The 12,776-nt window shown below is 39.0% G+C and carries 13 protein-coding genes, 1 pseudogene and 1 riboswitch; of the genes and pseudogenes, 13 read left to right on the forward strand and 1 reads right to left on the reverse strand.

Annotation, left to right across the window (positions count from 1 at the left end; genetic code table 11):
- Window positions 1-196: 196 nt before the first annotated feature.
- Together tnpA and ACYQ35_RS11240 are read left to right on the forward strand one after the other, a co-directional pair.
- Window positions 197-604: pseudogene (tnpA, locus tag ACYQ35_RS11235) on the forward strand (IS200/IS605 family transposase); the annotation flags it as partial.
- A 719-nt stretch (window positions 605-1,323) separates the two neighbouring features.
- Window positions 1,324-1,575, forward strand: coding sequence for a hypothetical protein (locus ACYQ35_RS11240; RefSeq protein ID WP_009462404.1), 252 nt, complete (start codon window positions 1,324-1,326; stop codon window positions 1,573-1,575).
- A gap of 49 nt (window positions 1,576-1,624) precedes the next feature.
- On the opposite strand, the gene ACYQ35_RS11245 is transcribed toward ACYQ35_RS11240, so the two are convergent.
- On the reverse strand, window positions 1,625-2,488 hold the full coding sequence (locus ACYQ35_RS11245; protein ID WP_009462403.1) for a methionyl aminopeptidase: 864 nt from the start codon (window positions 2,486-2,488) through the stop codon (window positions 1,625-1,627).
- Between the two features lie 160 nt (window positions 2,489-2,648).
- Between ACYQ35_RS11245 and dnaX the strand changes: the two genes are divergently transcribed.
- From dnaX to ACYQ35_RS11300, 11 genes are all read left to right on the forward strand, one after another.
- Window positions 2,649-4,199 carry a DNA polymerase III subunit gamma/tau gene (dnaX, locus tag ACYQ35_RS11250; protein WP_459833611.1) on the forward strand — a complete coding sequence of 517 codons (1,551 nt, stop codon included), beginning with the start codon at window positions 2,649-2,651 and terminating at the stop codon, window positions 4,197-4,199.
- Between the two features lie 13 nt (window positions 4,200-4,212).
- The gene (locus ACYQ35_RS11255; protein WP_459833614.1) at window positions 4,213-4,566 is read left to right on the forward strand and encodes a YbaB/EbfC family nucleoid-associated protein; all 354 of its coding nucleotides are present in this window, start codon (window positions 4,213-4,215) and stop codon (window positions 4,564-4,566) included.
- Window positions 4,567-4,582: 16 nt separating this feature from the next.
- The gene (gene recR / locus ACYQ35_RS11260) at window positions 4,583-5,179 is read left to right on the forward strand and encodes a recombination mediator RecR (RefSeq protein ID WP_009462400.1); all 597 of its coding nucleotides are present in this window, start codon (window positions 4,583-4,585) and stop codon (window positions 5,177-5,179) included.
- Window positions 5,180-5,194: 15 nt separating this feature from the next.
- Window positions 5,195-6,283 (forward strand): LacI family DNA-binding transcriptional regulator, encoded by a 1,089-nt coding sequence (locus tag ACYQ35_RS11265; RefSeq protein ID WP_009462399.1) that lies wholly within the window; start codon window positions 5,195-5,197, stop codon window positions 6,281-6,283.
- Window positions 6,284-6,509: 226 nt separating this feature from the next.
- Window positions 6,510-7,163 carry a fructose-6-phosphate aldolase gene (gene fsa, locus ACYQ35_RS11270; protein ID WP_459833619.1) on the forward strand — a complete coding sequence of 218 codons (654 nt, stop codon included), beginning with the start codon at window positions 6,510-6,512 and terminating at the stop codon, window positions 7,161-7,163.
- A gap of 40 nt (window positions 7,164-7,203) precedes the next feature.
- Complete coding sequence (locus ACYQ35_RS11275; protein WP_459833625.1) at window positions 7,204-8,067, forward strand: transketolase; 864 nt, start codon at window positions 7,204-7,206, stop codon at window positions 8,065-8,067.
- Window positions 8,055-8,993: a transketolase family protein gene (locus ACYQ35_RS11280; RefSeq protein WP_009462396.1), complete on the forward strand. Its 939-nt coding sequence runs from the start codon at window positions 8,055-8,057 to the stop codon at window positions 8,991-8,993. Before ACYQ35_RS11275 ends, ACYQ35_RS11280 begins: the two co-directional genes overlap by 13 nt.
- 56 nt (window positions 8,994-9,049) lie before the next feature.
- On the forward strand, window positions 9,050-9,562 hold the full coding sequence (locus ACYQ35_RS11285; protein WP_009462395.1) for an HD domain-containing protein: 513 nt from the start codon (window positions 9,050-9,052) through the stop codon (window positions 9,560-9,562).
- A 123-nt stretch (window positions 9,563-9,685) separates the two neighbouring features.
- Window positions 9,686-10,681, forward strand: coding sequence for a LysM peptidoglycan-binding domain-containing protein (locus ACYQ35_RS11290; protein WP_009462394.1), 996 nt, complete (start codon window positions 9,686-9,688; stop codon window positions 10,679-10,681).
- A gap of 52 nt (window positions 10,682-10,733) precedes the next feature.
- Window positions 10,734-11,858 carry a DUF5711 family protein gene (locus tag ACYQ35_RS11295; RefSeq protein ID WP_009462393.1) on the forward strand — a complete coding sequence of 375 codons (1,125 nt, stop codon included), beginning with the start codon at window positions 10,734-10,736 and terminating at the stop codon, window positions 11,856-11,858.
- Window positions 11,859-11,866: 8 nt separating this feature from the next.
- A complete protein-coding gene (locus ACYQ35_RS11300) occupies window positions 11,867-12,586 on the forward strand; it encodes a CvpA family protein (protein WP_009462392.1) in 720 nt (239 codons plus the stop codon).
- A riboswitch (Fluoride riboswitch) is annotated at window positions 12,582-12,658 on the forward strand. (Overlaps the previous gene by 5 nt.)
- Window positions 12,659-12,776 lie beyond the last annotated feature (118 nt).

Here is a 12,776-nt window from a genome sequence, read left to right on the forward strand (position 1 = left end):
GAGAAGAGAAAAAGAGAAAGAAAAAAAGAGAAGAAAGAGAAAAAGAGGAGAAAAAAAAAAAAGAAAAAAAAAAAAAGAGAAAAAAGAAAAGAAAGGAAAGAAAAAAGAAAAAAAAAAAAAAGAAAGAAAAAAGAAGGAAAGAAAAAGAAAAAAAAAAAAAAAAAGGAAAAGAAAGAAAAAAAAAGAAAAAGAAAAAAAAAATAGAAGAAAAGTAGCATATGGAAAAATAAAGCAGGACATTGCAAATATTTTGAGTATGTTATGTAAGAGAAAAGGTGTAAAAATTGTAGAAGCGGAAATATGTCCAGATCATGTACACATGCTAGTAGAAATTCCACCGAGCATAAGTGTATCGTACTTTGTAGGGTACTTAAAAGGAAAAAGTACACTCATGATATTTGAAAGACATGCAAATTTGAAATATAAATATGGAAATAGACATTTCTGGTGTCGAGGATATTATGTAGATACGGTAGGGAAAAATGCAAAGAAAATACAGGAATATATAGTAAATCAGCTACAAGAAGATTTGGAATATGATCAGATGACACTGAAAGAGTATATTGACCCGTTCACGGGTGAGCCAGTAAAACCTAACAAATAAAATAAGCCCTTTAGGGCTTAGTGGGTAAATGATGTTGCGCTTGGCGAACCTATTTCGGCGAGTCTTTAGACTCCAGTGCCGGTAATAGACCCTTATAGGGTCAAAGCAAGCCACCGGCTAAGCCGGTGGTCTTGACTTTAACTGCTAATAGTGTTATTTGGATTATAGGTGGTAAATGTACAAAGAAATTATAATTCTTCTTAAGAAAAAAATAAGTGTTTATTCATATATTGGAAATAAAATTAAAATTGTTTTTATAAAATGCAATTCAAACACATTATTTTCTTGCAATTATTGAAATGACCATATAAAATAAGTCTAACTTTATAAACGGTGGAGTGAAAGTTGTCCCTTATTAAAGCAAGAGTTTCATATACGAGGAGAGGTGGATTGCTATGAAAAATAAAAAACAATATTTATCTCTAATAGTTAATCTAATAGTTGTGATTATTATTGGAACTATTTTAGTTTATCACTGGCTGCCGGAAAATGCTGTTTTTTTATTATTTTTCTAGGGCTGTTGTTTAATTTGTTTTGTGAGCGGAAAGAAAAAAAGACATTTTTAAATTATCTTTCAGTTTTTGTTACACTGCTTTATTTCATTACTGTGTTAATGTTGATAATCAGGAACGTAAAATTATAAATATTTTAGTTATAAGGCGTATCAATTTTGTTCCTTATTAGAACAAGAGTTACATACACAAGCGAGGTGGATTGCTATGAAAAATATAAAACAATATTTCCCTTATATCATTGATATTATAATCTATATTATTATTGGAGTTGGTCTGGTTCGCAATTGGATAGCAATAAATCTTGTTCTTCTCATTCTTTTACCAAAGATAACGTTTGATGAGTTTCGTGAGTGGAAAGAAAACAGGAAAATTTCAACCTTTATTTCATTTCTTGCATTGTTTGTTGCTTTGATTTTGCAGGTAGTGTTGATAATAAAGACCGGAAAACTACTATAAATATTCTTGTTATAAACTGTGGAGCATATCATTGATATGCTCCACAATTTTATTTCGTCAGTACCTCAGCACCGTCTTCTGTAATTAATACCATATATTCAATCTGAGCGGATAAACCGTCATCTTCCGTGTAAACTGTCCAACCATTATCTTCATCGACAAAGAAATCAGGGCTGCCTTCGTTTATCATTGGCTCAATAGTGAAAATCATACCCGGAACGAGTACCATTTCACTTCCTTTTGGTGTAACGTAACTAACAAAAGGGTCTTCGTGAAATTCAAGTCCGATTCCGTGTCCTCCAATATCTTCTACAACAGAATAGCCATTAGCCTGTGCGTGAGAGTTGATTGCATCTGCGATGTCACCTAAGTGTCCCCAAGGTTTTGCCATTTCAAGGCCTCTTTCCACACATTCTTCCGTAACCCGAACGATTTTCTCTGCCCGCTCGGAAAGTTTTCCGATTGTAAACATTCTTGAAGCGTCAGAAAAGTAGCCGTTTAAAATAGTGGAAACATCTACGTTGATAATATCTCCTTCCGCAAGAATGATATTTTCATCAGGGATTCCGTGACAGATTTCGTTATTTAACGATGTACAAACACTTTTTGGGAAACCGTCATAGCCAAGAGGTGCAGGGATTCCACCGTGTTCGGTTGTGTAATCATATACAAGTTTATCAATTTCAGCGGTACTCATTCCTGCGCAAATATGTTTTGCAACGTGGTCCAGTACGGCAGTATTTAACTCAGCGCTTTTTTTGATTCCTTCAATCTGTTCAGGAGTTTTCAATATATCGCGGGTTGGCACGATATGCCCCTGCTCTTCCAGTAAAGCGATTTTCTCATCAATAAACATATGGCATTTTTTATATTTTTTACCGCTGCCACACCAGCAGGCATCATTTCTTTCCATATTAACTCCTCCTTTTTTCATTCTATTCTATTATAGAACATTTTTTGCGAGAAGGCACGGGTAAAATGAAAATTAAAAATCTTGTTTGTATTCCTGTATTCGTGCTATAATGAGTTGTCAATCAGACAATTTTGCGTCAGCATGGAAGGAGAGAAGATATATGTCGTATACAGCATTATATCGAAAGTTTCGTCCAAGTGAATTTGATGATGTCAAAGGGCAGGACCATATTGTGACAACATTAAAAAATCAGATAAAAGCAGACCGTATCGGACATGCTTATCTTTTTTGCGGGACAAGAGGAACGGGAAAGACAACGGTAGCCAAAATTTTTGCAAAGGCGGTAAATTGTCAGCATACAGAAGATGGAAGTCCCTGTGGCAAATGCGAGATGTGCCGTTCCATCGCATCGGGTGCATCGATGAATGTGATTGAGATAGATGCGGCATCGAATAACGGTGTGGACAATATCCGTGAAATCCGTGAAGAAGTTGCATACAGGCCAACCGAGGGAAAATATAAAGTTTATATTATTGACGAGGTGCATATGCTTTCCATAGGAGCGTTCAATGCACTGTTAAAGACATTGGAAGAACCACCGGAGTATGTTATTTTTATTTTGGCGACTACGGAGGCGCATAAAATCCCGATTACTATTCTGTCCAGATGTCAGAGATATGATTTTAAGAGAATCAGTATTGATACGATTGCAGATAGATTAAGGGAACTGATGACAGAAGAGAATGTCGAAGTGGAAGAGAAGGCAATTCGCTATGTGGCGAAAATGGCAGACGGCTCTATGAGAGATGCGTTAAGCCTTTTGGACCAGTGTATTGCTTTTTATCTCGGGCAGAAACTGACATATGCCCATGTGCTTGAGGTGCTTGGAGCGGTGGATACAGACGTGTTCAGCCGGCTTCTCCGTCAGATATTAAAAAGAGATGTTCCTGCAGTGCTGAAAAGTGTGGAAGAACTGGTGATGCAGGGGCGGGAACTGACACAGATGGTAAATGATTTCACATGGTATTTGAGAAATCTGCTTTTGGCAAAAACTTCCGATAATATGGAGGAAGTTCTTGACGTTTCCTCAGAAAATTTACAGCAATTAAAAGAAGAGGCTGAAATGATAGAAGTCGATATACTTCTTCGTTATATCCGCATTTTTTCGGATTTGTCCAATCAGATAAAATATGCGGTACAGAAACGTATTTTGTTGGAAGTGACATTGATTAAATTATGTAAACCTGCCATGGAGACAAATCCGGATACATTGCTTGACCGCATTCGTGCGGTGGAAGAAAAGGTGGAGCAGGCAGGGGAAATACAGGTTGTCAGAGAAGTGGCTGAACCTAAGAGAGAACCGATGCCGAAACCGGTGTTGGAAAAAGCGATTCCGGAAGAGATAAAAGCGGTTGTGAAAAATTTCCGCTCAATCGTGAATGAAACTTCAGGGCTTTTGAAGGGATATTTGAAAAATGCAAGACTAAGCCTTGGGGGAGAAAATAAACTTCTTGTTATTTTGCCGGACGAACTGTCGGCAGATTTTGTGAGACAGGAACAGCATAAGCGGGAGTTGACGGAATTGATTGAAAACAGAATCGGCAAAGCGATTACAATAGAGGTGCGTCAGATAGAGGAAGGGCGCAGATTTGAGGAAAGTTTTGTGGATATAGAACAAGTAGTGCATATGGACATTACAATAGAAGATTAAGGAGGATTTTAATATGGCAAAACGTGGAGGATTTCCGGGAGGCATGCCTGGAAATGTGGCGAACTTAATGAAACAGGCACAGAAGATGCAGCGTCAGATGGAAGAACAGGCGAAAGAGATGGAATCAAAAGAATTTACGGCAACTGCCGGGGGAGGCGCCGTAGAGGTGACTGTATCAGGGACAAGAGCGGTTACGAAAGTAAAATTACAGGAAGAAGTAGTTGACCCTGATGATATTGAAATGTTGGAAGATTTAATTATGGCGGCAGCAAATGAAGCGCTCCGCAAAGTAGATGAGGAATCTTCATCTGCAATGGCAAAACTTACAGGCGGATTAGGCGGAGGAATGCCGGGAATGCCGTTCTAGTTTAGGGGAAATAGAAATGGATTATTATAGCAGTCAGATAAGCAAATTGATAGAGGAACTTTCAAGACTTCCCGGAATAGGAGCAAAATCTGCACAGCGTCTGGCATTCCATATTATTCATATGCCGAAAGAACAGGTGGAACAGATGGCGAATGCTATGGTGGAGGCTCGTAACAACGTCCGTTATTGTTCAAAATGTTATACTTTGACGGACAGGGAAGTTTGTCCGATTTGCAGTGACGACAGCCGAGATGAAAAGACGATTATGGTTGTGGAGACAACGAGAGATTTAGTTGCTTATGAGAAGACGGGGAAATACCGGGGAGTGTATCATGTACTTCACGGTGCGATTTCTCCCATGCTTGGAATCGGACCGGGCGACATTAAACTGAAAGAACTGATGGAACGTCTGCAGGGTGATGTGGACGAAGTGATTATTGCAACAAATTCCAGTCTTGAAGGAGAAACGACGGCTATGTATATCAGTAAACTGATTAAACCCACAGGGATTAAGGTGAGCAGAATTGCAAGCGGAGTCCCTGTCGGGGGAGATTTGGAATATATTGATGAGGTGACATTGCTAAGGGCGTTGGAAGGACGAACAGAACTGTAGGAGTGAGAAGCGGTTATGGGGAACAGGAAAATAACTTCCTCTGATATTGCCAGAGAGGCGGGGGTATCCCAATCGACAGTATCCATGATACTAAATAAAAAGTACAATGTATCTTTTTCCAAAGAAACGGTAAAGAGAGTTGAAGAAACGGCAAACAGACTCGGGTATGCTGTTCCTAAGCGGAAAATAAGGAAAAACAGCAGAAAAGAAAAAATGCTGGTAGCGTTTTGTCCAAATCTGACAAACCCTTATTATGTTATGCTGCTTCAGGGAATTGAATCCAGAGCAAATGAAAAGGGATATGGACTTTTTGTCTGTAACACCCGGAGGAATTTAAAAATGGAAGAACGGTATCTGAAAATGATGCCTACGTTACAGCCTTCCGGAATTATTTATATGTGTAATCCGAGCAGTTGTTTCATGGAGCAGGTGGAACAGTTGGCTGAAAGAGTGCCTATTGTTATTATTAATAATCAGAATGAACAGTTAAAAGTAGATGCGGTGGAGTTGAACAATGAGAAGCTGGGAAGAATGATGGCGAAACATTTGTTGGAATTGGGCCATAGGAAAGTGGCGTACATTGCACCTCCTTTGACGAGAAGGCAGAAACAGAGATTCAAACGTGTAGATGGATTTTTAAAAGAGTTTGAAAAGAGGGGACTGAGCCGGTCGGTTATTGTTAAAGCGGCTGCTGAGGAGTTTGATAGGAATGTGCAGGACATTGATTCAGAATATCGCATAGGATATGAACTGACTAAGGAGTTGCTGAAGGAAGAGAAAGATTTGACCGCCATTGTGGGCTTAAATGATATGATTGCTTTTGGTATTTTGGAGGCGTTGGAAGAAGAAAAATATAAAGTTCCGAATGATATGTCGGTTATGGGGTGTGACAATACCCTGTTTGCAAGAATGAAAAAGATTTCTTTGACGACGATAGAACACTTTGCGATTTATAAAGGAAGAGATGCCTGTGATATTATTATGCAGAAGATTTTGTCGCAGGCGGGAAAATATTCAGAAATACAGCCTGTGAGTATATATCATGTGGAATACGAACCGAAAGTTATTCCGCGGGGAACAACTTCTTATGCAAAAGTAAATTAATGTTTTGAGAAGATTATTAATAATATTCCCGGTGAAAGTGAAAAGAACAGGAGAAAAATAACTGTTTTTCGTTGTATAAAGAGAGAAAGGTTTATAGATAATAGAAATTATTAATAAAGAAAATTATTAATAATTTTTAGGTCTATTGACCTTTTTTTTATTATGTTATAACGTTATAAGCAAAGAAACGAAATGTGCAGTCAAATGTATTTAAGGAGGAAGTACGATGAAATTTTTTATTGACACGGCAAAGGTAGAAGAGATTAAAAAAGCAAATGACATGGGTGTTATTTGTGGTGTGACGACAAACCCGTCACTTATCGCAAAAGAAGGTCGCGTGTTTGAGGAAGTGCTGGCAGAGATTGCGACTATTGTGGACGGTGCGATTAGCGGGGAAGTAAAAGCGACAACTGTTGATGCAGAAGGTATGATTGAAGAGGGACGGAAGATTGCTGCGATTCACAAAAACATGGTTGTGAAGATACCTATGACGGAAGAGGGCCTGAAGGCGTGCAAAGTTTTGAGTTTGGAAGGAATTAAGACGAATGTCACTTTAATTTTCACTGCCAATCAGGCGCTGTTGGCAGCGAGAGCGGGAGCGACTTATGTTTCCCCATTCCTGGGACGTCTGGACGATATTTCCGTAAGGGGAGTTGACCTGATTTCGGAGATTGCGGAGATTTTTGCAGTGGCGGGAATAGATACACAGATTATTGCGGCGAGTGTGAGAAATCCGATGCATGTTACGGACTGTGCTTTAGCGGGAGCGGATATTGCAACGGTGCCGTACAAAGTGCTTGAGAAGATGATCCATCACCCTCTTACAGACCAGGGTATTGAGAAATTTCAGGCAGATTACAGGGCGGTATTTGGAGAATAGGAGTTGCGTCCGGCATAAAAGTAGGATAGAATAGGATAGAATAGAAAGAAAACAGGAGGCAAGTCTAATGAACAAATTAGAATTGATGAAAGTTGCTAATGAAGTTCGTAAAGGTGCGGTAACGGCAGTTTATAATGCTAAATCGGGACACCCGGGCGGTTCATTGTCCGCTGCAGATATTTACACATATTTGTTTTTTGAAGAGATGAATATAGATCCTGCTGACCCGAAGAAAGATGACAGGGATCGTTTTGTGTTGTCAAAGGGACATACAGCACCGGGATATTATGCGGCATTGGCAAATAGAGGATTTTTTCCGGTAGAAGATTTAAAAACGTTGAGAAAAGTCGGCTCATATCTTCAGGGACACCCTGATATGAAACATATTCCGGGAGTGGATATGTCAAGCGGTTCGCTTGGACAGGGAATTTCGGCGGCGGTAGGTATGGCAATCTCAGGAAAATTGAGAAAGAAAGACTACCGTGTGTATACATTGTTAGGTGACGGAGAAATTCAGGAAGGACAGGTTTGGGAGGCGGCTATGCTTGCGGCACACCACAACTTAGATAATTTAGTTGTTATCGTGGATAACAATAACCTTCAGATTGACGGTTCAATTGATGAAGTCAACTCGCCATATCCGATTGACAAGAAGTTTGAAGCGTTTAATTTCCATGTAATCAATGTGGACGGACACGATTTTGATGCTCTTGACGCTGCGTTCAAAGAAGCGAGAGAGACAAAGGGACAGCCGACGGCAATCATTGCAAAAACAATTAAAGGGAAAAATGTTTCCTTTATGGAAAATCAGGCTTCATGGCACGGCGCTGCTCCGAATGAGGAACAGTATGCGGTTGCTATGGCAGATTTAGAGAAAGTAGGTGAAGCATTATGTCAGATGTAAAGAAAATTGCAACGAGAGAAAGTTATGGTAATGCTTTAGTAGAATTAGGAAAAGAACATGAGGATCTTGTAGTGCTTGACGCGGATTTGGCGGCGGCGACAAAGACGGCGATGTTCCAAAAAGTTTTCCCTGAGCGTCATATTGACTGCGGCATTGCGGAATGTAATATGGTTGGCGTGGCAGCGGGACTTGCGGCAACGGGAATGGTTCCGTTTGCCAGTTCGTTTGCCATGTTTGCGGCAGGACGTGCCTTTGAGCAGATTCGTAACTCTGTAGGGTATCCGAAATTAAATGTAAAAATCGGGGCAACTCATGCGGGAATTTCCGTAGGGGAAGACGGAGCGACACACCAGTGCAATGAAGATATTGCTTTGATGAGAACAATTCCGGGAATGGTTGTCATCAATCCTTCGGACGATGTGGAAGCAAGAGCAGCGGTAAAAGCGGCTTACGAACATCACGGACCGGTGTATCTTCGCTTTGGAAGACTTGCAGTGCCTGTTATTAATGACAATGAGGAATATAAATTTGAGTTAGGTAAAGGAATCACTTTGAAAGACGGCAAAGATGTGACGATTATCGCTACGGGACTTCCGGTTTCTGAATCGCTTGAGGCGGCAGAAATGTTGGAGAAAGACGGAATTTCCGTAAGAGTGATTAACATTCACACAATCAAACCGTTAGATGAAGAGATCATTGAAAAAGCGGCTAAAGAAACAGGAAAACTTGTTACGGTAGAAGAACATTCTGTTATCGGCGGACTTGGAAGTGCGGTATGTGACGTTGTCGCAGAAAAAGCGCCTGCAAAAGTAATGAAAATCGGAATCAATGACGTGTACGGAGAATCAGGTCCGGCATTGGAATTGATTAAAAAATATGGTTTAGATGCGGAGAGCATTTATAAAAAAGTAAAAGAATTTGTATAAAGAAAATACACCTTAAGGCGTGGTCTTAAGGTGTATTTTTAGTAAACGAGGGCGAAATGAAAAGGGAAAAACTAGTTCAAAAAATATATAAATTAAGAGAAGAGTGGAAATATGATTTCTATGAATGTGTACAGGATATTGCGGAACACCCGGTAGTGTTGCGTATGAAATTATATCCTCATCACGGAACGACAAGTTGCTACAAACACTGCATGAATGTGGCGTATTACAATTACCAATGGTGTCGATTTTTTCACTTGGACGCAAAATCTGCCGCAAGGGGTGCAATGCTGCATGATTTGTTTTTATATGATTGGCACACCCACGCAAAAAAAACGGGGGATAAGTTTCACGGGTTGACACACCCAAAGACTGCGCTGAAAAATGCGGAAAAGTTTTTTGAACTGAATGATATAGAAAGAGATATTATTTATTCTCACATGTGGCCGGTGACTTTCTTCAGATTTCCGAAGACAAAGGAAGGGTTTATTACGACATTAACCGACAAGTATTGTGGTGCATGCGAGAGCAGTAAAAGAAGAAAAAGGGAGAAAAGGCGGGAAAAATAAAAATCCCGTCTTTTTCTGTATGAAAAAGTCGAAACTTTTCAGGGGAGAGATGACAATATGTGATAAAATCAGCGTTTCCTATATGCTAGTATGAAGAAAAATATGCGGACGAGGTGAATAGTTATGGAAAGAAAAATTCCTAAAAATGTAAGGCAGATAGGAAATGTCAGTGATTCTCTGAAAATTTATGTGGAAGATTATGTCGATACATATTTGAATCAACTCTGTGAAAAAGAGGCGGAAATTCCGGTGGGAGCATTTCTGATAGGAGATATTGTCAGGGAGGAAGAACTGGAGTACCAGTATATTTATGGTGCGATACAGATGGAAGAACTGGGACAAGATGAAAATGGTGTCTTTGTCAATGAAGAAACGTGGAGAAATGCCTGTGAAGTGTGTCAGACTTTCTTTGAAAACGGAGAAATTATCGGCTGGTTTGCCGCCATACCGGGCATTCCTTTTGCGATGAACGGGAACCTGAAGAAAGTGCATCAGGAAATATTTGCGAAAGATAAGGGGATTTTTATTTTGAAAGACCCTGTCTGCAAAGATGAAATGTATTTTGCCCCTAAATTTAACGATTTAATGCAGATGAACGGACATTATATTTATTATGAAAAAAATCCGTCCATGCAAAATTATATGATTTCTTCACGCAAAAAGATTGGCGTGACACCCAGTGAAATTGTTGTGGATAGGGCTGCAAAGAGTTTTCGTGATTTAGTGCAGACCAAAATGCTGCAACAGGAGAAAAAAGAAATAAGCAAGTGGACATACGGAGCGGCAACATTTCTTGTCTTGGTTATACTGGTTATCGGCGTGACGATGATTAATAATTATGACCGAATGAAATCCGTGCAGACGGCGATAGAGACTATCTCCAATTCAGTGGGAAAAGAAGAAGAGGTACATGCGAAGGAAGAGAATAAAAAGGAAGAAAAAACTGAAGAGAAGAAAGAGGAAGCGCAAAACGTTTATATTGTAGAAAAGGGAGATACATTAGAAAAAATCAGCAAAAAAGCATATGGCGATACTCAACATATAGAGGCAATCAGTAAAATGAATGGTTTGGAAAATGGAAACTTAATTTATATCGGGCAAAAATTATTACTGCCATAAAGAAAAAATATGCTATAATCATAAAATACAAAAGCAAAAGGGGAGAAAATAAATGGAAGGGAAGAAAAAGAAAAAATTTTTAATAAAGTTGCTGCTGATTGGTGCCGCTCTGATTCTTTTTGCTGCAATTGGCATTTATATTTTTCTGACACACAGAACATATAACAACATTCGTGTTCTGAACACGGTGACTCTGGAGCGCGACAATGGCGAGAAGTATGCGGAATTTGCGGACGGTATTTTAAAATACAGTAAAGACGGAGTTGCACTCTTAGACAGGAAAGGAAAAGAACGGTGGAATTTTTCTTATCAGATGCAGAATCCGGTTGTCAGTGTAAGTGAAAAATCTGCAGTTATCGCAGATAAGGGAGCGAATGATTTAGTTGTTTTACAAAGTAAAGGTGTGAAGGGGGAGATTCACACAAGCCTTCCGGTGGAGAAAGCGGAAGTTTCACGGCAGGGAATTGTCAGTGCGATTTTAAGAGACGGTGTCTCCGCAAAAATTGTCTGCTATGATGCGGAAGGAAATCTTCTCGTAGAGCATGTGACATCACCGACAACTACAGGGTATCCGTTGGACGCAGCCATTTCTGATGACGGATACACACTTTTAGTTTCGTATTTGTTTATTGAGCAGGGCAAAATGACCACGAAAGTTGCCTATTACAGTTTTGACGAGAAAACTGAGAAAAAGGAAAATCATCTTATTATGGAAGAAAAATATGAAAACACCATAGCGCCCAGTGTGTTCTTCCTTGATAACGAAACATCGGCAGTAGTCTCTGATAATCAGTTACATATTTATGAGGGTAAAGAAAAACCGAAGAAAAAGCAGACGGTTCAGATCAAAGAGCAGATTCAAAATGTATTTCACGATGATGAGTATATTGGTATGCTTTTAAAAAATGAAAAAAACTACATCGTAAAATTGTATGATAAAAACGGCAAAGAATTGCTGTCGAAAACAGTTGAACAGGAATATAAAAATGTGAAAGTAGAAGACGGACAGGTCATCATGTATGACGGGAAGAAGTGTCAGATTCTTACAAAAGCGGGAGTACGCTTATTTGACGGAGAAATGGAAAATGATATAGCGAATATCATTTCTGTATTTGGAGTGAATAAATACTTAGTGATAAATGCAAACGGTTTAGAAGAAATCAGGCTTGCAAATTAGGAGAAAATATGAATTGGTTGTTAATTGGAGTAGGGATTATTTTTTTCATCTGTATGGCGATAGGTTACGCCAAAGGATTTATTAAAATTATTGTGTCATTTGGTACGACGATTGCGAGCCTTGCACTTGTGATTTTTCTCACACCATACACAGGCAAGGCGATTGTAGCGATGACACCCATTGATGAGATGGTGAAGGAGAAATGTATTTCTATGATGATACCGGAAGGTGTGGATATAGATATAAGCGAAATTCCTTTGGATAAAATAGAACTTCCGAGACAAAAACAGATGGAAATTTTAGAAAAGGCGGATATACCGGAGTTTTTGAAAAAAGGGTTGATGGAAAATAATAATAACGAGGCATATAAACAGTTGGGTGTTTCTAATTTTATGGATTATATAGGCGCCTATGTGTCGGATATTATTGTTAAGATAATTTCCTTCCTGATTACGTTTCTTGTTGTTACCATTTTTATACGGGCGATTATATTTGCCTTGGATATTATAACGGCGCTGCCGGTTATCAATGGATTAAATCGCGTGGCGGGAATAGCGGTAGGAGGGTTGATAGCGGTTATTCTTGTGTGGATTGCTTTTCTTATTATTACACTATTGTATAATAGTGATATAGGAAAAGAGTGTTTCCGATGCATAGAAAACAGTGAATTTTTGACCTTCTTATATGAGAAAAATGTAATACTGGATTGGGTTACAAAATTGAGGTGATAGAGGGAATGAAGTTCTCCCTTAGTTATAAAACTAAAATCTCTAATCTTAGCTGATGACTTCTGCATTTAGATGCAGGAATTATCAGCTTTTTGCGTCTTAGTTGAGTTAAAGTGTATGGAAGAATTACTCAAGGAAACACTGATAATAAGAAAATGTTAAGAAAATTTGAAAAAGATGTTGACAGAAG

Source organism: Faecalimonas hominis (assembly GCF_054660755.1).